This window comes from Rhizobium sp. AAP116 (assembly GCF_001295785.1).
Lineage (GTDB): Bacteria > Pseudomonadota > Alphaproteobacteria > Rhizobiales > Rhizobiaceae > Allorhizobium.
Genome location: NZ_LJIB01000011.1, coordinates 1 through 21,269, shown reverse-complemented (window position 1 = coordinate 21,269; position 21,269 = coordinate 1). Strand labels below are relative to the sequence as shown.

General features: G+C 59.1%; 18 protein-coding genes. 10 read left to right on the top strand and 8 right to left on the bottom strand.

All coding sequences use genetic code 11. The features are described from left to right. Positions 1 to 24: 24 nt before the first annotated feature. From IP85_RS08425 to IP85_RS08415, 3 genes are all read right to left on the bottom strand, one after another. The gene (locus tag IP85_RS08425) at positions 25 to 573 is read right to left on the bottom strand and encodes a class I SAM-dependent methyltransferase (RefSeq protein WP_348625555.1); all 549 of its coding nucleotides are present in this window, start codon (positions 571 to 573) and stop codon (positions 25 to 27) included. Positions 574 to 1,089: 516 nt separating this feature from the next. Beyond that, a complete protein-coding gene (locus IP85_RS08420; RefSeq protein WP_156322790.1) occupies positions 1,090 to 2,310 on the bottom strand; it encodes an ATP-binding protein in 1,221 nt (406 codons plus the stop codon). Positions 2,311 to 2,368: 58 nt separating this feature from the next. Then, the gene (locus IP85_RS08415) at positions 2,369 to 3,076 is read right to left on the bottom strand and encodes a response regulator (protein ID WP_054149237.1); all 708 of its coding nucleotides are present in this window, start codon (positions 3,074 to 3,076) and stop codon (positions 2,369 to 2,371) included. 185 nt (positions 3,077 to 3,261) lie between these two features. On the opposite strand from IP85_RS08415, the gene IP85_RS08410 reads away from it, so the two are divergent. From IP85_RS08410 to IP85_RS08385, 6 genes are all read left to right on the top strand, one after another. Then, a complete protein-coding gene (locus tag IP85_RS08410) occupies positions 3,262 to 3,939 on the top strand; it encodes an SH3 domain-containing protein (RefSeq protein ID WP_054149236.1) in 678 nt (225 codons plus the stop codon). A 160-nt stretch (positions 3,940 to 4,099) separates the two neighbouring features. Next, positions 4,100 to 4,414: an EF-hand domain-containing protein gene (locus IP85_RS08405; RefSeq protein WP_197277995.1), complete on the top strand. Its 315-nt coding sequence runs from the start codon at positions 4,100 to 4,102 to the stop codon at positions 4,412 to 4,414. After that, complete coding sequence (locus IP85_RS08400; RefSeq protein WP_054149234.1) at positions 4,411 to 5,670, top strand: efflux RND transporter periplasmic adaptor subunit; 1,260 nt, start codon at positions 4,411 to 4,413, stop codon at positions 5,668 to 5,670. Before IP85_RS08405 ends, IP85_RS08400 begins: the two co-directional genes overlap by 4 nt. After that, complete coding sequence (locus IP85_RS08395) at positions 5,667 to 6,845, top strand: FtsX-like permease family protein (protein ID WP_054149233.1); 1,179 nt, start codon at positions 5,667 to 5,669, stop codon at positions 6,843 to 6,845. The genes IP85_RS08400 and IP85_RS08395 overlap by 4 nt, the downstream gene beginning before the upstream one ends. Before the next feature lie 6 nt (positions 6,846 to 6,851). Then, entirely contained in the window at positions 6,852 to 7,550 is a 699-nt protein-coding gene (locus IP85_RS08390; protein ID WP_054149232.1) for an ATP-binding cassette domain-containing protein, read from the top strand. A gap of 338 nt (positions 7,551 to 7,888) precedes the next feature. Then, positions 7,889 to 9,397, top strand: coding sequence for a bifunctional diguanylate cyclase/phosphodiesterase (locus IP85_RS08385; RefSeq protein ID WP_054149231.1), 1,509 nt, complete (start codon positions 7,889 to 7,891; stop codon positions 9,395 to 9,397). 23 nt (positions 9,398 to 9,420) lie between these two features. Here IP85_RS08385 and IP85_RS08380 read toward each other — a convergent pair whose 3' ends face one another. From IP85_RS08380 to IP85_RS08355, 5 genes are all read right to left on the bottom strand, one after another. Further along, the gene (locus IP85_RS08380) at positions 9,421 to 9,747 is read right to left on the bottom strand and encodes a hypothetical protein (protein ID WP_054149230.1); all 327 of its coding nucleotides are present in this window, start codon (positions 9,745 to 9,747) and stop codon (positions 9,421 to 9,423) included. Positions 9,748 to 10,203: 456 nt separating this feature from the next. After that, positions 10,204 to 10,950: an ATP-dependent Zn protease gene (locus IP85_RS08375; protein WP_054149229.1), complete on the bottom strand. Its 747-nt coding sequence runs from the start codon at positions 10,948 to 10,950 to the stop codon at positions 10,204 to 10,206. Further along, positions 10,947 to 13,079, bottom strand: coding sequence for an ATP-binding protein (locus tag IP85_RS08370; protein WP_245280838.1), 2,133 nt, complete (start codon positions 13,077 to 13,079; stop codon positions 10,947 to 10,949). The genes IP85_RS08375 and IP85_RS08370 overlap by 4 nt, the downstream gene beginning before the upstream one ends. A 396-nt stretch (positions 13,080 to 13,475) precedes the next feature. Then, positions 13,476 to 14,591 carry a hypothetical protein gene (locus IP85_RS08360; protein WP_054149226.1) on the bottom strand — a complete coding sequence of 372 codons (1,116 nt, stop codon included), beginning with the start codon at positions 14,589 to 14,591 and terminating at the stop codon, positions 13,476 to 13,478. A gap of 334 nt (positions 14,592 to 14,925) precedes the next feature. Beyond that, on the bottom strand, positions 14,926 to 15,975 hold the full coding sequence (locus IP85_RS08355; protein ID WP_054149225.1) for a hypothetical protein: 1,050 nt from the start codon (positions 15,973 to 15,975) through the stop codon (positions 14,926 to 14,928). Positions 15,976 to 16,705: 730 nt separating this feature from the next. Here IP85_RS08355 and IP85_RS08345 point away from each other — a divergent pair. The 4 genes from IP85_RS08345 to IP85_RS08330 all read left to right on the top strand — a co-directional run bounded on the left by IP85_RS08345 (position 16,706) and on the right by IP85_RS08330 (position 21,249). Continuing rightward, positions 16,706 to 17,530, top strand: coding sequence for a hypothetical protein (locus IP85_RS08345; protein ID WP_054149223.1), 825 nt, complete (start codon positions 16,706 to 16,708; stop codon positions 17,528 to 17,530). 335 nt (positions 17,531 to 17,865) lie between these two features. Then, entirely contained in the window at positions 17,866 to 18,201 is a 336-nt protein-coding gene (locus IP85_RS08340; RefSeq protein ID WP_054149222.1) for a hypothetical protein, read from the top strand. A 593-nt stretch (positions 18,202 to 18,794) separates the two neighbouring features. Beyond that, entirely contained in the window at positions 18,795 to 19,286 is a 492-nt protein-coding gene (locus IP85_RS08335) for a hypothetical protein (RefSeq protein ID WP_054149221.1), read from the top strand. Positions 19,287 to 19,398: 112 nt separating this feature from the next. Beyond that, a complete protein-coding gene (locus IP85_RS08330; RefSeq protein WP_054149220.1) occupies positions 19,399 to 21,249 on the top strand; it encodes a recombinase family protein in 1,851 nt (616 codons plus the stop codon). Positions 21,250 to 21,269 lie beyond the last annotated feature (20 nt).

Below are 21,269 nucleotides of genomic sequence, written 5' to 3'. Positions count from 1 at the left end.
CCATAGCAGAGTGTCGTTGTGGGATCAAAGCTGATGGCGAGACGCTTGGCCTCCGACCTTCTCGAAAGTGCTGAACTGGAATTTCTGCACCGTCCCCCATGGGGTTGTGTGTTCATGCCGCCGCGTCGTAACCAGCCTAAACTGTTCGCCGAGAACAGATTGCAGGCTCTCCGGATCGTAACGGACAACGGGCAAGCCGCTGCATTTCTCTGGCCCATCCATTGCGAAGGTGCCAATCACGGCCTTGCCACCGACTTTGAGAGCCCGTGCCAGCACGCGAACATAGGCTTGCTGCTCGGCGGCTGTTGTCAGGAAATGGAAGGCGGCCCGATCATGCCAGAGATCGTACTCGCGGTCAGGCGTCCATACGGTCACATCCGATACAACCCATTGCACATGAGCCGTGTCTGCCAGTCGGGACTTGGCTGCCTCGAGTGCCGCGCTAGAAAGATCAAGGACGCTAACGTGGGCCTGACCGGCGTCCACTAGCGCATCTACCAACCGCGACGCTCCACCACCAATGTCGATTGCTGACATTCCTAGTATCAGTCCTGCTTCATGCAGCAGCGTCATCGATAGGTCCGGGGTCTCTTCATACCAACTGACCTCGGTATCAGACTTGGTAGTGTATACCCTTTGCCAATGCGTCTCTCGGTCTTGTCTTGCCATAAAATCATCCCTGTTCGGCATGCGAATCTACCAGATATCGGTCCATCCAGTAGTGAAGCTTTTACGAAGCCGCCGTTCCCTAGGGAAAATGGTCCGGCTTCTTTTGGCGCTTTGCAGACTAGGCGAGCGGACCGGCAGGTTCGTGCTAACGACAGAATGAGCCCAAAGGCCGATATGAGGGCGCAAAGCAGTGCTCGACTACGTTCGCCTCCATCTCCGCCTAGGGCCAAATGATTTCCGCTTCGCGCCTCCATTTCGGACGTAGAGGCCTCCACATTTTATGTTCGGAAGCGGACATAGGTTTCGAGCCGCACTTGAAAGCGTTACCTCCAGATCTACCCTTCTCGTCAGACATGCATCCTGAAACGTTAAGCTCCGTCCTTCCGGAATGATGCGCGCGAGAAACAAGCCATAGTCCGCTCAGGCTTGCCTCGATTGAGGGAGACGCAGACGGGCCGTGAAGACTTCGGCGGCTTGTTCGAATTCGAGGGCTCCGCCATGAGCCCTTGCCACCTGGTCGACGATCGCCAATCCGAGGCCTGTGCCTTCTCCACCGCGGGCAACATCGCCTCGCGCAAACGGGCGCATCAGGTCCCTTGCTTCTCCGGGTGAAATGCCAGGCCCCGAATCCCGCACCTCGATCAGCAGATATTCCCCATCAGTGCGTGCGCTTAGGCTGATCGGGGCTTTTCCGTAGCGGATCGCATTGGTCAGAAGGTTCTCAACAGCTCTGAGAAGGGCTGCTTCCCGAACCCAGGCCACGTCATTGGTCGGCGCGTCGAGTGCTATGGTGTCTGGTCGATCGCTCGCCTCGATTGCCTGCTGAAGTAGCGGTCGCAATGGAACAGCCCGCGTCTCTTCCACCTCGAACCCACGGGCGAAGTCAAGGAATTGGCGCAGCATAGTTTCAATCCGGATCACGTTGCGCTCCGCACCAGCAACGAGATCGGGATCGGCATTCTTCATCATGGCAAGAGACAGGCGCAGCTTGGTCAGCGGAGTCCGCAAATCGTGACTGACCCCCGCCAGCATCAGCGCCCGGTCAGCCTCTGCCGTTTGTAACCGTTCCGACATATCTTTGAGTGCGCCGGAGACCGCAGCAATCTCCCGCGGACTACGGATGTCGTTTTCGTAGATATACGACGGGCTGGACATAACACCGACCGCGTCCTCCAGATGCTTCAGCGGTCGAGCGATCTTTCGTTGCAGTGTGATCCCGCCGGCGAGAGAGCCAAGCAATGCGACTGCGGATGCCAAGAGCACACTAACCACTGGATCGGTCGTCGGCAATGTCCTGACGGTCAACCAATAGGGTTGATCCGCTGTGACGATCCGAACCCAAACCCGTCCCCCGCGATCTATAAGGACATCGGGGCCTGTGATCCCGTACCGCTCAGACAGAATTCGCAGGAAGTATTCCGTGAACCAACTGCGTGGTTCGCCTGCCTCGTCAGGCGCAGCTTCGGCCAGAATCATGCCGGGCTCGTCGTCCGCGCGCAGCGCCTCGGTGAAGAGGATCTGCTGGAACGGGTCCATCTGTGTCAAAGAAAGCTGGAGATTTCGCATCGTCTGAGCTGTATCGGCTGCCGAGCGTTCGATCTGGGGCCGTATCACGTATCCGGCGATCAGAAGGAGCGACACAAGAAGTGCGCCGACGATGGCTGCGGCAAGAACCGCGATGTTCTGCTTCAGAAGAGAGTCAAGCACCGTCGGACACCAACACGTAGCCCACACCCCAAACCGTCTTGATCAATTTGGGCGCGTCGGCCCGGTCGCCGATCGCGCGCCGTAGCCGTGCGACGTGAACATCGACCGCGCGGTCCGTGACCTCCGCATTGCGTCCAAGCGCACGTTCGATCAGTTGAGCCCGGCTCAGCGGGCGTCCGCGACTTTGCAACAGGGCCTCCAGCAGGGTGAATTCACGGGTGGAAAGCTTCAACGACGCGCCTTCGCGTTTCACCGTTCGGGTCGAGAGATTGATCTCGAGAGAACCGACCGTCACGATATCGTCCAAGGACACCGGCCGGAAACCGCGCGTGCGTCGGAGGACAGCCGACAGACGGGCTACCAGTTCGCGGGGTTCAAAGGGTTTGGGCAGGTAGTCGTCCGCGCCGGTTTCGAGGCCGACAATGCGGTCGATCGGGTCACCGCGCGCGGTGAGCATCACGATCGGCGTGAGATCGCCCGCTGCACGAAGCCGCCTGCAGACGGAAAGCCCGTCTTCGCCAGGCATCATGAGGTCGAGAACGATGACATCCGCCGGGTTTCGCGACAGCTCCCTGTCAAGCGCGCTACCGCCGTCCACGGCGCGGGTCTCGAATCCATGCTCCGTCAGGAACCGGCGTAGCAGCGCCCGGAGTTCAGTGTCGTCGTCCACGACGATCACTCTGTCTGATTTACCGTTCATGGCGCTGATCGTGTCACGTATGCGAGACGCAACGCAAGATCGAGTTATGTCAAAACATGACAGACAAGCTCCTTTGAAACACCTTGTCACATCTCGCTCGAAATCCGTAACACCCCTGAAATTCAGCTCCTGCAAATCGCTGCTCATGAGACGAAAAAGTTGCATCGTCCGAGATGGAGCAAATTATGCTGAAGAAGATTTTTGTACTATTGGCCCTCGTGATGGGCGGGGCAACGGTCGCCTCGGCTTCAACCGTTGCTATATCGACGGCAAACGTCAACCTGCGCGCCGGACCGGCAACAAGCTATCCGGTGGTGACAGTATTGCCCCAGGGCGCGCGCATCGTCACCCATGGCTGTGTTGCTGATTATGCATGGTGCGATGTTGCATTTGGCCAATACCGGGGCTGGGTATCTGCCAGCTACATTCAGGTGGTCTATAACGGCGGCCCGGTCGTCTTGTCCGCCGCGGTCGCTCCCACCGTCGGCGTGACCGTGGTGACCTATGACCGCGCTTACTGGAACACCCATTACGTGGCCCAGCCTTGGTACAGGTCCTGGACGTCCTATTATCGCCCCTATGCCCCGGTCGCACCACGGGTTGAGACCTACGGTCGAAGCGCGACATGCGTTGATGGCAACTGCGCGGGGACACGCACGGCGACGGGAATTTATGGTGGAACGACGAGCCAGACCCGCAATTGCGCCGGTGGTGAATGCAGCGCGACCCGCGAGACCACCGGACGTTTCGGTAATTCCGCTTCACGCGTCCGCAACTGCAGCGCCAATGACCGCAGTTGCAACATGACGCGCACTGGCCCGGCCGGTGGTACTGCGACCGGAACCCGCACCTTCAGCCGCTAAGGCGTCAGTCGCCTCCATCGCCGGGGCACCTGCGGGACAGCCCGTCGGCGGAGTAAGAACACCTTGGTCGCAACGACGGTCATGGCCCTCACTCTGTCCGTTGGAATGGGCGCGCCAGACACTGCAAACCGCAATTCATCTGATGAGGAGAAATAGGGACATGAAACCTAATGTATTGGCACGGCTGGTTTGTGCCGCTTGCGTTGCCCTGCCGCTGTCCGGCGTTCAGGCACAGACGATCTCTGATGCCGACAGACAGAAACTGGCTGAGAACTATGTCCAGGCGGATGCCGATGGCGACAAGGCTCTGACGCGCTCGGAGTTTCACTCTCTTCTTTCGCTCAATGCACAAGACAACCTGGGTAGGGCTGGCCAGATCGTGAAGTTTGGTCGCCAGGACATGGCCTTCAACCGAATCGACGCCGATGGGGACGGCATGGTGACGCAGCAAGAATTGCAAGCGCTGGCGCGATGAGTTCCGGCAATCACCCCTCGGAAGACGTGATCGGATCCGGCACCTTGCCACTGCTCGACAATGGCAAGGATCGGTCCTCGTCGAAGATCAACCAGCGGAAGAAGTCGAGTTGGGCGCTGAACGGGCTGATCGCCGCATCGCTTCTCCTGATCGGTGGCGTCATTGGTCTCTACTTTCAGGGGCCTGCGATACGCGCTGTCTTCGATTGGACGAAGCTCGAGCCTGGTGCCGGTGCTCGGCAGCCCATCGCCTTGCCCGTCGAACGTGTGCCGTCGCCCGAACGCGTCGCGGCGATGGCGACCGGTGACGTTGTCTCTCTCGGTCGTCTTCAGCCGGCCGGAGGCATTGTCTCTGTGGCACTTCCGCAAGGCGCCGGCGACGCGCGCATCGATCGTATCCTGGTCGACGACGGCGATGTCGTTGCCAAAGGCGATGTATTGGCCGTGCTCGACAGTCTCGTACTTTTTGAATCGGCTCTGACCAGCGCAGAAAGCACGCTCGCAATCCGGCGTGCAGCACTTTCCCAGGTAAAGGTTCAGGTCGCAGCGGCCGAAGCCGAGCTTCGTGCGCAGATTAGGGGAGCAGAGGCATCGCTTGCGAGGAGCGAGCGCGAACTCTCCCGCGTGACCTCCCTGCTGGGCACTGGTGTCTCGACCCAGGCGGCCCTCGAGGAGGCAGAACGGGCCGCTGACACAGCCCGTGCCGATCTCGACCGACTGCGGGCGTCGATGACCCGTTATGAGTCCGGACCGGACGACCAGCAGGTCGACATCGCTGTGGCGACTGCGGATCTCGCGGCAGCAGAAGCCGCCGTCGAACAGGCGCGCCGTGACCTCGACAGGGCCCGGGTGCTGGCGCCGCAGGATGGGGCCATTATCGAGGTGTCGGCGCGCGCCGGAGAACGGCCGCCTGCAGACGGGCTTTTGCGGATGGGCGACACGGCGCGAATGGAGGCTGAACTCGAAGTGTTCCAGACCATGGTTCCCAGGGTCGCGGTCGGTCAGACCGTTTCGCTCGTCTCCGGTGTGCTTGGCGACGAACAATTGACAGGAACGGTCTCGCGCATCGGCACGCTGGTCGGGCGGCAGAGCGTAACAGCGGACGATCCGGCGGCGAATACCGATGCCCGCGTGCTTCTGGTCACGGTCTCTCTCGACGAGGCTTCAAGTCTCCGTGCCGCGTCTTACGTCAACCTTGAGGTCGTTGGCCGGATTGCTGTCGCGTCGGCCACGCCTGACGAGGGAAGCGGACAATGACCGGCTTGCTCTCAAGTCTTCTTGGTCGGCTCCCCATCGGGTATCTTCAGCTCATGCATCACCCGGGCCGGCTGATGGCAGCGCTGGCCGGCGTGGCTTTCGCCAATGTGCTTGTCTTCGTCCAGCTCGGTCTGGCCGGATCCATGGCGGAATCAGTGGCCATCCCCTACAGACTCTTCAAGCCCGATCTTCTGATCATGTCACCTGTCGAATCCGAGACACTGTCCGATGCAGCCACACTGGCGCGACAAAGACTTTTCCAGGCGCAAGTGCACCCGGATGTAACAGGCGGTACGCCTGTCTACATGGGGCGCTCGACCTGGATCTCGGGTCATGACGCGTCATCCTCGATCCAGTTCATCGGGCTCTCGCCGGACGCCGGATCCTTCGTAGACGACGCGCTGGTCGATCCCCTGATCAGCCTGTCCCTGTCCGACACGGCGCTTGTCGATAGGCTGACCCGCTTTGTCGATATGCGTAGCTTTTCCGGGGCAAGTCCGGAGGCACCGGTGTCATTCGAGATGCAAAATCGTCAGATCGGCGCGATCGGAACCGTGTCGATCGGTGGCGGGTTCGGCGGCGACGGCGTCTTCCTTGTCTCCGATCAGACCTTCTTCCATCTGTTCCCACAGCGGAGCTCCGCCACGCCGAGCCATATTCTGCTGACGCTTGCTCCCGGCGCAGATCCCGGACGGGTTGCAGCCGAGTTGATGCAGCTCTACCCGCTCGACACCGTTCGGATACGCTCTGTAACGGAAGCTATGGAACACGAGATCCGCTACCAGATGACCGAGCGTCCGACCGGTCTGATCTTCGCCTTTGGCGTGGCCATCGGCGTCGTCGTCGGCATAGTGATTGCCTATCAAGTGCTGTCCTCAGATGTTGCCGATCACATCCGCGAATACGCGACCTTCAAGGCCATGGGCTTCCGCCAGGGCTTCTTCGTCGGGATCATCCTGGAAGAGGCGATCATCCTTGCGGCCATCGGCTTCTGGCCCGGCCTGGCGTTTTCTCACCTGTTTTATGAGGCGTTGGCTTATCTCACGAATATCCCAATCTTCATGACGCCGGAGCGCGCCGTCGCGGTCTTCATCGGGACGATCATGGCCTGCACACTGTCCGGCCTTCTCGCCATGCGCAAACTCGCCGCCGCCCAGCCGGCCGACCTGTTCTGAGGCCCCATGACAGACGCAGCCATTTCAGTCAGAGGTCTCGACCACTTCTTTGGCGAGGGCGAGGCCCGCAAACAGGCCCTGTTCGATATCAACCTTGAGATCCGGCGCGGATCGCTGACGATCCTTATGGGGCCGTCGGGGTCGGGCAAGACCACGCTGCTGACCATCATGGGATGCCTGCGCGAGGTATATGCTGGTAGCATCCGACTTCTGGACCAGGAGTTGTTTGCATCGAACGAGATCACCCGCATTGACATGCGAAGGCGCCTTGGCTTCGTCTTCCAGGCTCACAACCTGCATGACAGCCTGACGGCACGGCAGAACGTGATGATGGGCCTACAGGTCCATGGCCGGGGCGATGCGAAGAGGCACGCCAATGCGGCGGATCATCTTCTGGGTCTCCTTGGGCTTGGCGAGCGGTTGGACTACCGTCCGGCGAACCTGTCTGGCGGGCAGAAACAGCGGGTGGCCATTGCGCGTGCGCTCGTTTCGAACCCTGACATCATCTTCGCCGACGAGCCGACCGCAGCGCTCGACAAGGTCAGCGGAATGGCGGCAGTGCGTCTGTTCAAGGATCTCGGCCGCGCCCGCGGTACCACGACCGTCATGGTCACCCATGATTCCCGCATCCTCGATCTCGCGGATCGCATCATCACGCTGGAGGACGGCAGGATCGTTGAAGACCGCGTAGGATCTTGCGCCTAGGGTTTCGTCGCTGCGCGAAACGCCTCCTGTCTTGGTAAAGCACCCGGCCTTGGCAAGCCTCGTTTCTGTCCTCATGCCGCGCGCGCTGTCAGGAATGTCAGAACAAGATTTCCACTGTGCTAAGTGGAAAGTTGTGAGCCACAAGTTGGCTACTGCTGACCGAATGGCGGCGAAAACAACGGCTACGACTCCAGAATTGACGCTCAGAACTGCTGCGTAAATTCACTCATTTTCAGGACTTCTTATTTAACGTCATGTCCGGAAATCTTGGTTTCGAGATGCCAACACGATGAGACGGCTCTGACCCGAGCCGATGGCTAAATGCGAGGTATAAATCTTTGTCAAACCTGGCATCTTCTGTTTCCAGTATCGCGCTTGGTCTGCTTGTCGTGGTGATCGTGTCCAGCGCTACCATGTTCGGACTGGTTGAAGGCGCAGGGCACTTCGCCTGGCTGCTTGGAGCGACTTTCGCTGCTGGTTTCTTTGCGTCGCGCTTGTTTTCGACCGGCTCCACAGCGTTGTCGGTGAAGGCGAGAGATGCTGAGCAACTCATCGACCTGGATGATCTCACCGGCGCTCTTTCGAGAGGTGCATTTCTTGATCGTCTCGAGTTGCAACTGAGAAGGATCAGGGACGCCGAAAGCAGAAATCAAGCGCCGCCGGAACTGACCCTGCTGTTGATTGACGTCGATCGTTTCAAACAGCTCAACGATGGCTTCGGTCATTCGACTGGTGATGATGTTTTGGTCGAACTCGTGAAGCAAGCACAGACGCGGCCCGGGTGGCAAATCGGTAGGCTTGGAGGAGATGAGTTCGCGGTCTTGGTTGAAGGACACGAACACCGAGAGCTCGGTAACGACGTTGCTGCGTACTGTGCAGGCCTCCGGGATGCCCTACACAGAAGAAAGGCAATTCTTGCTTATTCTGGTGTGACGATCGGTGCCGCGTCGGCGCCCATGAATGCCAGTTTTGCCGATGAACTTCTGAAACTTGCTGACTTGGCTCTCTACCAAGGAAAGAAGGAAAACCGAGGAGGCCTCACCTTCTTCAATCCTGAGATGCGCAAGGAGCATGGTCGCGCTCGACAGGTGGCCAGAGATCTGAAGGCTGCTGTCCTATTGAACGAGTTTCAACTGCACTATCAGCCGATAGTTTCGCGTGATGGAGAGTTAGCGTCGTTTGAGGCGCTCCTGAGGTGGAAACACCCGTTGAACGGCATGATCCCGCCAGATCAGTTCATTCCGATCGCAGAGCAGTCGGGTATCATAGATCGTTTGGGTGCCTGGGTTCTAAGACGCGCTTGCGAGGACTTGAAGTCCGGCCTGATCGAGACTGTCGCCGTCAATATCTCAGGAGCACAGTTTCGCCACGGTGAGTTGCCCAATCAGATTCAGAAAATTCTTCGGGAAGAGGGCGTCAAAGCCGACAAGCTCATCTTGGAGATAACCGAGACGGCCGTGATTTCCGCAACGCCCTTCGTGCTTGAGCAGATCAAAGCTCTCCGACAACTTGGTTTCCGGATTGCTCTGGATGACTTCGGGACGGGCAACAACTCTTTCAATATGTTCCGCTCCATACCGGTCGATATCGTCAAAATCGACAAGAGCTATTCACAAGGCATGGCGACAGATCCAATCGCTCAGGTTTTTGTCACGGCAGTTTGCCAAGTCTGCAAAACGCTTGGAATTTGCGTGGTGATGGAGGGTGTCGAGACCGAAGAACATCATAGCCTCGCACTTCTGGCTGGCGCAGATCGTATTCAAGGTTATCTGATAGGGAAGCCAGCAGCGTTGAGAGATGTGCCGAGCCGTCATCGCTCGTTGGGAAAGCTGAACTCTCGGATCTGAAGCGGTGTGTCGCGCTAATGGCCCTATGAGTTGTTCGTTTTCGTAGCTTCTGCGTCGTCGAGTGCAGCAACGATCTTGATGATATCGTGTTTTATTGCCTTGAGGCTGGGCGCTTCGTCGTATGCGTCATCCTCTTCGTCATAGGCAGCGTCCGGGTCAACTGGATCGAGGCGATGCTTGATCGCCAAGGCGTATATGGTGTCAAGGATATTTCTATCCGTAATATCGTCATCGGTCAGCGCGAGCAGAGCGGACCTTACCAATTTCTTGCTCGTGACCTTCGGGCAGCGTTCTCTGATGTAAGAGAACAACTGATCCCCGGACAACCCCTCGGTCGCCCCATCGACCATTGCTTCGTAAACGCGCTTTCGCTTCTCGCCCACTCTATAAAACTCCCTGTTGACGCAGCAGGAATGCCATCAAGACATTCGGTGTCAACAAGTTAACGCGAGCCTTGCTTATCTTCAACAATTGCTAAGCAATGAGAGTGACGCGCTGGCGTGTCTCTGTGCTGAAGTCTCCGCTCGTGGGCAAACGGAAAGTTTTGACCAAGCCATTCAACCCGGCCGCCTGTTCCTCCAACTTACGAGGTCCGCCGAACGCGGCTTGTCTGCTTATCTTGGTTCGCCCAATTGAATCGGACCGACAGCTTCCGGCCCCATTCCAGCCGCCAACCTTGAAACAGTTCATATCTCCTATCAGAGCTTTGCAGACAGGGCGAGCGGACCGGCAGGTTCCGGGCAAACGCCAGAATATGCCAAAGGCCAATATGAGGGCGCCAAACTGCCTTCCCGCCCGTCATTGCCTCACCCCTCATTGAGGATTTCGAGCACCACATCCCCATCAAGCACTTGCTGCTCGAACAAGGCCGCCGTCAGCCGATCAAGCCGCTTCCGGTTTCCATTGAGCACATCCATCGACTTCGCCAACGCTTTCTCAAGCCTGGCATGGACGCGAGCGGCCAGATCCGGATGCGCATCGAGGACTGGCGTCGGGTCCTTGTCGTCCCGGTATAGGAGCGGCTGCACCGCCCCAAAGCCAAGACTGCGCTCAAGGGCAAGCGCAAGCCCGGTCGCACGCGCGAGATCACTGTCGTCTGATCCGGCAGAACCAACTGAGACCGAACAGAAGACAATCTGCTCTGCCGCCCGCCCGGCCAGCAGCATCACCAGCAAGTCCTCCCGGTAGCTCAGCATGTCACTTCCGGACCTCTGGAAGGCGAGAAGGCTATACCCGCCATCGGGCATATCAATCGTAATCCCCTGGATCGGACCGAGCTTGAGGACGTGATGGACGATCGCATGGCCCGCTTCGTGTACGGCAAAGCGCCAACGCAGATCATGGGGCAACTGAGGTCGATGCATCCGAATGCCATCCTCAAGGTCCTGATAGCGCATTAAACGCTTCTGACGGCGGGCGACCTGACGGGCCTCGCGGACGATGCGCTCGACATCAGCACCCGTAAGCCCCATGGCACGCGTCCCCAGCCGCTTAAGAGCCGTTTGAACGTCGCTCTCACTTGATCCGGTATTAGTCATGTCTTGCTCGGTCATTGGCTGCCTCCGTTCAGCGCTGCTTTTTGACTCAGGTGATCGTCCGCATCCTGGGACGGCTCGCTGCTCTCGGATTTTTCCTTGGTTGGCACCTGCCCCTCGGCGACCAGCACTTTCAGATCCTCGCCGAGATGATGCCGGAAGATCTCGGCCAGTGTCGCGGTGTCAGGCCTGGGGATTTCGATCTGGGTTTCCAGCCGCCCGGAACGTTTTAGGGCCTCGTCGATCTGCTCCGGCCTGTTGGTGGCGCCGACGACGATGAGGCCTTCGCCCTTCACCGCTCCATCCAGCAGTTCAAGCGCCTTGTTGACGACACCGTTCCAGTAGTCGGCGTACTCCCGCTCTGCCGGCTGGCGTTTTCCGATGCCGTCGATTTCGTCGATGAAGAGGATGGCAGGTGCAACCGCACGCGCCTCGGCAAAAGTCCGGGTCATACGATTGAGCACGTCGCTTAGATGCGCACCCTGCAACCAGGTCGAGACCGAACTGACGACCAGCGGTACCTGCAAGCTATTGCAGAGAGCCCGGGCGAATGTCGTCTTGCCGGTCCCGGGCGGTCCAGAAAGAAGCAGCTTCGTGCTCATGTCAGACCATGGAAGGATCGAGGCGCGGTAGTCATCAAGATCTGCCTTCAGATTGAGTGCCCAGGTCTTTGCCTTGCCGTAGCCAGGAAGCGTCTCGACCGCGAGGCTCGGCGGGCTCCCGTCTTCGCCCCAAGGCTCCGGCTGGATCACCTCGGCACCAGACGGCTTGTCGCGTTTCCACCCGCCACTGCTGCTGTCTTGCCCCGAAGCAGGCGCGTCATGGCTCGCCTTGCCCGGCTTTTGCTTCGACGTCTTGGAGCCACTTGAGGATCCGTCGCTCTCATCCTCGTCATTCTCCCCGTCGCGCGCCGCAATGCGATTGCGCTCGGTGAGCGACGCAAGGATCGCAACGACTTCGGCGGCACTGCGCCCCGGTCGGAATGCGAGCACCACGTCATCGATCGTGAGGTAATGAACATCATACGCGTTGGTCCACCGATCGAGCGCTGACCTTCCGTTTGAGCCGTAGATGGCTTCGAGCATTAGGACCAGGAATGGATAGTCCAATCTCCCGCCGATCAGATTGATATCGGCTGCGATGGCAATCTCCTCCGGAGCACCTTTTGCATCTTCGCAAATTGCAACGACGGGATAGTCACGGCGCAGCGCATTGAGAAGCCGACGCTGCAGATTGCCGCCGGCAACGCGACGCAAGAGGTGGCCAAGCAGCAGAACGTAGGTTCGTCCAGGGCCTTCGTCGCCGGCGATGGTCATGTCGTCATAAACATACTCACCATCGAGACCTTTAAGATCGCCACCGGGTACAAAGCCCGGGACTTCGATCAGCCGTCGGATGGCGGGTTCGAAGCCGATGATTGGCGCATGCATGGCGATCACCGGAGCCGGCATGGCGGCCGCGCGTGTCACGGCAGCCAGGGTCACACTGGCTCTCTCGATCGTCCTCGCAAGGACGATGGCAGCGATGATGTTGGTGACGAGGGGTCCTTTGCCCGCTTGGCCAATGAGGCTTAGGGCATAGGCGCGGTTTGCATGATCAGCGTCAGACAGGCGCTCACCCTTGGAACCAGACTTCCTCCGGGACGCCGACTGTGGCCCCAAGGCTGCGGGTGTAGCTTCGACCTTGATGCCGTCAAATGGCTGAGGTGACGGCTGCAGATAGCCGCCAAAGTGCCTCCGTACCCAGGCGAGATCATTCTCGCGGTCCCCGGTTAGGGACGAGGTGTCGAACACGGGTGTGTAGCGCCGGACCAAGCAGCCACCGATTTCGATGGCTTTCACCTCCAGCAATCCATTGAGTAGCGCATTGCGCCTCGCCTCGCGTCGAGCGAGGTGGTCGAGCCGGCGAACAAACAAACGAGCAATCTTACTCATCACTTTTGCCCTCTGCGGTTTCGGCAATAATTGCCAAGTCGGCTCGGTTAAGGTCTCGCGTCCGAGATGCGCGTTTCCTGAGACTGCCCGGTTCCGGCCGGGGACGCTCTCGAACCTTGCGACGCTGGCACTGCATTGCGACGTTGCGGCTGCGCTTGGCGAGCCAGTCCATAACCACTTCGCAGGCTGGATCGCCCCGCTCGACGTGTACAAGCAGGTTCGCGATGATGCGTGGCGGCACGGTGCCGGTCAGGCCCCCTTTTGTTTGGACGTGTCCGAGAGCAAGACCGATGACGGCCGCAGGATCATCGGTGAACGATTGATCGGTGGGGGCACTCCGGGTGCGGAGAAAGGCGTCATGAGCACGGTGGCAGTCGAGTGTCGTCGGCCGGTTGGTCGAGGTGACCGCTTCGCAACGCAAGTGCGGCAGCCCCTCCGAATGGATGTCAGAAGACATGAGATCTCCTTCGCCGGACCGTAGCCGGGCCCAGCGCAAACGTGGAATGGGGAATGGTGAGGAAAGCCGCGGGCGCAAAGCCATTGCGGCCAACGCCTGCAGCCCGACGGCAAGCGTCTGGCTACAGCGTTCAGATCATCGAGCGGTTTGGGTCAGTGCGTCCCACGGCGTCTGGCATAGCCGATGCGGAAGAAGACCGGACGCGGCTCGTCGTCGTCTATTGTATCGACCGGATCGAAGCGATCATCATCCCAAGGGTCGCGATCCAAATCTTCGTCAAACGATCGGGCCGCCATCTCTTCCTCAAATGTTCGGCTCGGACCGTTGAGGTTGATCCGAGGTGGCTTCGGCGCAATCAGCGGCGCCACGGCATCGCCCGCGGTCCCGACGAACCTCTCGCTAATCCCGATTGCCTTGCGCGCTTCGACCTCGAGAAGCTGCTGCACCCGAATGCCGAAGCGGCGGCGCAGTTCGGCCATGCATGCTGCGGCACCATCGATCTCCAGCAGGTCGTCGATTTCGGAGAGAGCCCAGATGCCGGTGGCGTGATCACTCGGACGGCTGGCTCCATCGACGATCGCCACCTCGACCGTATCGACCATCATGCGTTTTTGGTTCTTATAGAGCCAGTCCGGCAACACCAGAGCCGAAGCCATCATCTTGGTCTTGAGTTCCTCGAGACGGCTCGTGTCGCCATAGGACGCGAGCGAGCGCTTGAGGTCGAGGATGTATGCCGTGTGTCGCGCGCGGTTCACCACAATCAAGTCCGGCGTGTAGCTGCCCTTTGCCGGGGACTCGCAATCGAGCTTGATGCCGTCGAGGCTCGACCAATCATTGCCTGAGACGGCTTCAAGTGCGGCTTTGACCAATGGCAGTTTGAGCGACTGGGTCAGCACCAAGACGTTTGGATTCGCCCGCGCCACTCGTTCAAACGCATATTCAAGCAGCTTGCCCTCCCGGAACGACACCGCACGCACCAGCGAGGCGATGTGAACGTAGTGCCCCAGGATCTCGTCTTCCGCCGGTTCGCCATCGGTGATCGCAGTGATGGCGCGATCGATGAGCACATCGAGATCGGCTTCGACGTCCTCGAAGCGGACGAGGTGCGGATGGCGGCGCAACACGGCGGGCTCACGGATCGGCGCGGCAGCCACGTTGCGGCCAAAACCAAACGGGCGCGGGCGGGAGCCTGACATGGCCGATGCGTTCGCGTTGACGAGTGAGTTGAGAACTTCCCCATAGGGAACAGAAGCGGTATTCGTGCTCATAGCCCGATTCCTTCTAACCAAGGTTGACGGTCAGGCCCTTGTCGATGTTGGCGCATCGGCTTGGGCCGCTTGTTCCGGTCATCCGGAACGCGCTTACCCTGGCAGGACCCGGGATCGGGCTCAAGGACCCTAACTAACAAAATGAGAACGAAGCCGGTACAAGGTTAACGCCGGGCTCACGACCTACCGCGAGACGCCCCTAGCCGTCCCCGAATGTGGGTGGCTCAGTTCGCTTTAAGCCGGTCAGGTACCCAAACAAAAAAAAGGGCCGACAAGCGGCCCCAGGGGGGTTTGGGGGAAGGCAATGTTGCCGCCTTCCCAATCTCGATGCCGGTCACATCGACATCACAGGCGAGACCACCTCGTCGAGATCTTCGTCTTCGACGTCAGCTTCGTCCTCAAAGTCGACCTCGACCATCTCGGAGGCGTCGAGCGGCGGAACCGCCTCAAGCCTCTGACGACCTTCGACATCGCCATCGCTTTCGACAGCGTCCACCACGTCGGGGCCGGTCAGCTTTGCTTTCCGATCCTTCGAGATCGCCCAGGACAGGACCGGCACGGCTTCGGTCTCAAGCCACTTGCGCAGGTCGACCATTTTTGGCCAACGATCCTTGTCGGATAGCCGCGTCAGCACGGCATCGACCCGCGCCCATTGGCTTCCATTCGGGAACATCACCAGGCTCATGTGCTCGGTCCTCGCCTCAGACGAGCCGACAAACTGCGTCAGATTGCGAAGCTCGTTTCGAGCGGTACCTGCCGACAGCATGAGTGCATCCTGCAGCTTCTCTTTATAGAGCCGCTTGCCCTTCAAAGCCGCATCCATGATCCCGACGATTGCCTGAAGCCGGGCGAGGAACAGCTTCTGCCCCTCACGGGATTTGAGAGCAATCAGCGCCTGAAGTCCGCTCACGCCGCCGATGTCATAAGGATTGACGCGGGGTTTCTCCTGGCCATCAGACACGATGGCCCTGGCATCCGAGACCCGGACCTGACCGTGCTCCTCGGCATGCTTCAGAACATCGCGGATTTTGTCCGGCTCCGCATGGGCGATCGTGAACAGGACGGTCGAACTGACGTTAAGATCGATCATCTCGTCGCGGAACGGCTCGAGGTTGCGCGAGACGGCAATGAAGCCGGTCGCCGTGCGCGGGGCAATCCCGCAACGGCTGCTTACCCATTTGGCGAACGTTGGGCCCTCCAGTACATCAGCGACTTCGTTGAGAATGTCGCCGATCAGGAAGGTCTGCTCCGTCGAGCGGCGACCGAGCTCGAAGATGCGCTCGGCCTTGTTCTCGAGAAGGCCCTGAAGCTCAGGATCGATCTTCAGCTTTTCATATGTGTGGGCGGGGGTGGTGGGGGCCTTGGGCTTGGTCTTGGTGTTCATCTGGTACTCCAGTTACGCGTTACAATCATCCGACACACGAAGGCATCAGATAAAGCTATTATCGCCCAGATAATCACAGTATGCAAATCGTACCAAAATGCACTATAAGCAAAATTCATGTAAACACACCCACACTCGCACCCAAATCCTCCATAAATACTATTACCTAAACATGACGTTAACCATACTAATCGACGGCTCAGACATTCATGATTCTATTTTTGGCGTAATTACATAAATCACCAAACAGGTGCAGGTACATTTTCGCAGCCACGCCTGCGTCCTGCTCGCTCGACGGCCGCCTCCTGTGGGTAGTCAAAGAGCATTTTTTCCACCCAGCGGCTGCTCGAAGTATTTTCTAGATTACCTAAGGTAAAGCCGCCGAGGGTCGCGGCGACGGCTGGGACGGCTCGCGTCCACCCTCATAAGTCATCGCGCGTCTGCTCAACGTGCACGCACGTCAAGACAAATCGCGCATCAGCGATTCCGACCTCTGGACATCCGATTCAGAACGCTGGAACGGCGTTTCGGCAAACGCCGTTTGCGATGATGCGGTCATCGCAGCGTGCCTTGCCTCGCCGACCAGTTCAGCCACACGTGTCGAAGTGATCGAATTGTGGACACCAACAGAATTGGCCACCGGACGCTTGCGTCATTCATCAGCGCTTAAACTCTCGCCGATACCGGTGGCGACTGACGCATTCGTTCCGCTTGGGGATCAGGAGTTCCGATGAGTAAAAGAAGCCACATTGCCGCCGACCGGGCCGAGGCCTTGGAATCCGCGCTCAGAACCATCGAGACGATCGACCAAACCGCTCCAATGGCGCTCATCGACATCGGGATTGCGCTTTCGGAAGTTTTTGACAAGAAGCCATCATCGAAGGTGGTGTCGTCTATCGTAGAGCGAACCGGTATCAAACGGTCCGTTATAGAGCGGGCTTTGTACGCCGAGTTCGTCCTTACTCCTCATCGCCCGAACCTGGAACGCATGGGCGTGTCCGCGGAAGTGGTCGCCGCTCTGGCTGACGGAGAGGAGCAAGACGTTGACCGCGGCGCGCAGGCGCTTCAAACCTATGACGGTATCTCTCTGGCCGACCTGCAGATCCTGATGAACTCGAGCGTCGCACCACGCGCCTATCAAGCGCCACACCATGCAATCCTCCGCTTCGATATGACGAGCATGGAGGAGCTAGCAGTCATGAAGACACGCAGCGGGTTTCGTATCTTCCGGGAGATGCTGAGCCGCACCATTCAGATGATCAACCGCCTCGAAGCGGTCGGCTTTGACCACGACGAATCCGAAGCCATCCGGAGGCAATTGCATATCGCCCACGAGCACCTGGATACAATGATCGACAACCTGATCCTGCTGCCGCATCCGCTCGCCTCGAGCCCTAGCCACATGTTCCCGGCCTGGCCGCCCCAGTCGTCTCCGTGGAACCAGCTTCTTGATAGTCTAGGGGAGCTCCATGATGTCAGTGAGAGCTCTATGCCTGACGTCCTCAAAGTTCGCGCGATGATGCAACAGCTTCTGGGGTCGCAGCAGCAGCCTTAATCCTGCCGGTGGCGCAAGAGCGCGCAAGCCGTCTCAATTTGCAGACAAATCATCCTGCCGCCGTCTCACATCGAGACAAATTGCGCATCAACGATTCCGAACTCTGGAGATCCGATTCAGAACAGTGGAACGGCGTTTTCACAAACGCCGTTTGCATGGATCAAGTCATCTCGACCTGCCGCACAGTGCCCGCAACCTGCCTCAAGTTGCGCATTCCTGATTCAGAGTTAAGGATTTCCGATTCATCAACCGGGATTTTCGATTCAGCCGCGAGCGAGGTTGCTGCACTCATGCCGGTCTGGCATGCAGGCCACATGTTGGATTGAGGGGACTGCATGGCACGCAAATCGGAGGAGATCCGCAATCGGGAACAGCGCGAGCGTCAGCAGCGACTGCGCGATGCCGATCGCAAGGCAAGGCGGCCAAACCGCGACGATGTCGCCCGCACCGCCCTCTTCATGATCGTTTCTGCGATGGCGGAACGTCGGGCGGAAGCGGAACTCGACGAGCTGCAGGATCGCGTCGTCGCTCTTCTGGTAAAACAGGGCTTCGATGAGAGAGCATCGGATGCCGTATTCGATGAGCTTGCCGCCAAGTACCGCACGGGCGAGTGGCCGTTTCGTCGGAAGCTTCACCTGGGCGAGGCAGACGGTGCCGAACGCGAGGATTGATCAGGTTTCTCGCCTGCCTTCAGTCGGTGCCTGCTGGATGCGCTATCGCGCATCGCCTTTCACAAACCCCGTTTGCAAGATCTGACACGTTCCCCCCGTTACTTCACCAAACGGCGTTTGATTCTGAATCGGATTTCTAGAGGGTTTCGGCCAATCCCCGGCGACCGTCATATTGTTGCGCGCACGCAACACTGCCCCATCTAAGTCAACGATTACCATGTGGTTAACAACCATAAGCTGCCGGTAAAGTGCTCAAACTTTTCAGGCAAAGGCGTTGTCCCATTTTGGGAATCGGCCGGATTTTGCTCAAGCTTCATCCATCTCGCAAACAATTACAGGCACTTGCGTGACCTCAACTCCTGTGTTCTCTGGCTGGCAGCAGTGTTCAACCCAGGCCAGTCCAAGGAACGGAAAGGAGGCGCCCATGTTCGATTACGGCCATGTCACTGGCGCCGTTATGCCGCCGTCAGGAGACCCAGAGTGCCAGACCACGCCCGAGTTCGGGGTCTGCACCGGCCGCATGCCCGAGAAGGCTCTCGGCGCAGATCGCCGTCGAATACGACGGCGAAGATCTGTGCACGAAAGGAGCCACTATGCTGCATGCACCCCAATCACCGAGCGGGACGTTCAGGTTCATCTATTCCGAGGATGACAACCGGCGGATCGAGGACTACCACCGGCAAAACGAGTCTGCGGTAGACCGTTTGCTTGAGTTGATCGAGCAAACACCCGGCATTGTGCGGGACGGCTACCACGTATTCCGGAAGCCGATCTGGGTAACCGTGACCGATCAAGGTTTCACGGCATCGCCCAAGCCGCCACGGCGCAAGGACCTGGTCGGTCCCGGAACGTTTGTTCAGTTCGAGATCTGCGAGCGCCGTCTGGGTGAGCGCTCGGCAGAAGCCCTGACCGTCGCCCACATTGTCGGATGCATGCGCATTAGCGATCTGCTGTCGGTGAACAAGCGCTTGGCAAAGATCGACCAGGAGGCTGCCCGTGGGCTGTTGATGCAATTCGTGTCCACTGTCCAGCATCAGGTCTACTCGGCCGCGCACCACATGACGAAGCTGTTCCCCCAACCGTAAGCAAACGCGAAGCGCCAGGTCATGACGACCTGGCTCTGGCCGGGGCTCCCAAGCTGTCCCGGCCAGGCTAAGCATGTCTCTCACGCGCAATCTGTTTACGAATGAGCACCCAATGCCCAAGAAAGTTTTGTTCTACGCCCGCTATTCCACCGACCGTCAGAACGAGGTCTCGATCGAGACCCAGACGGAACTCGGCAAAAAGTTCGTCGCCGACAGGGACTGGAGGCTGGTCGCGACTTACTCCGACTCCGCAATCAGCGGAACCTCGTTCACCTCTCGCCCCGGCATCCAGCAGCTCTTGGCGCACGTGAAGCGGGAACAGATCGATGTGGTGCTCTGCGTCAACGTCGACCGCCTGTCGCGCGATGTCGAGCACACGTCGAAGATCCTGAAGGATCTCAATTTCCACGACTGCGCCATCTGGACCGTCGAAGCCGGCCGGGCCGTCACCGATATGGAACTGCACATGCGCTCCACCATGAGCCATGAACTCGTCGAGCAGGGCCGGACACGCACCCGCGAGGGTATGAAGACGGCCGTTCGCAAGGGAAAGGCAACCACATGCCTCTCCTACGGCTATAGGCTTTCTCAGCAGCGCGACCCAAATGGTGACCGCCTCAAGGGGTTGAGGGAGATCGATCCGGTCAAGGCCGAGATCGTGCGGGGTATCTTCAAGGACTACGTCAACGGGGTCTCACCGGCCGCGATTGCACAAAAGCTGAACGACCTGGGGATCCCGGGTGCACGTACCAAATACTGGCGCGACACCACCATCCGGGGCAGTGTCACTGACGGGACCGGCATCCTCAATAACGCCCTCTATGTCGGGAAAGTCGTCTGGAACAAACAGAAGTTCCGCAAGGACCCGACGACAGAACGGCGAACCTCTCGTCCAAACGACAGAGACGAATGGGAGTTCAGGGACGAGCCAAAGCTTCGCATTATTTCGGATGAGCTGTGGGAACGTGCAAAGCAACGTCAGGCCGAAAGCCGCGAAGAGTTTGACCGGCACTCGACAAACCGTCTCAACGCGACGCACCGTCCGGAGTATCTCCTCAGCCGGATGCTCCAATGCGCCGAGTGCGGCGGGCCCTACGCGATCAGCGGAAAGGATCGCTATAGCTGCACCAACCGGAAGAAGCGCCTGCCGATTGATGAGCTTGACGGGGAATGCTGCACCAACAGCAAGACGATCACCCGCCATGAACTGGAAGAGCGCGTCCTCAACTGCCTTCCGGTCGCCTTCTACTCGGTCGATATCTTCGACCGGATTTCGAAGAAGATGATCGCCCACGAGGTGAGCAAACTGAAGAGCGCCCCTTCCCGCAAGGCGCAAGTGGAGGCTGAACTCGCAAAGATCAAAGCAACACAGACGAGCCTGATGCAGCAGATCCAGGATCGGCATGCCGAAGGCCGGCCGCGGCTTGCTATCCTCGACGATCAGCTCGACGAACTCGAGGTCAAGCGCGAACAGCTCGCCCGGGAACTCGCGACAGTCGAGGAGCCGGCAGTGGATTTTCAGGGGAAGATCGAGAAGCTGAAGGCGCAGTTCAACCCGGCAAACATCGAGATTGGGATCCGCAAACTCATCTTCCTGGCGCGCAACAACGCCGACGAAGCGGTCAAACAGCGGCTGATGCCGATCGTACGTGACCTCATCCAGACCGTCGTCATCGGCAAGACGCCTGGCCACCAGCCGGCAAGCCTGCAGGTGCATGGCGACATCGCCCACATCATGGCTTCCATGGACGCGATCGATGTCCTGCAGCAGCAGTTCTTCGCTGCCGCCCAGAACGACCTGATGGCGCGCCTGGCATCCGGCGAGATCGACACGGAGGCCAAAAAGAACAAGCTCATCGAGGCTTATATCGATGAACTGTCTCGCAAATTGCCGGAGTGGGAGAATTTGCAAGTCTCAGTGGTTGCGGGGGCAGGATTTGAACCTGCGGCCTTCAGGTTATGAGCCTGACGAGCTACCGGGCT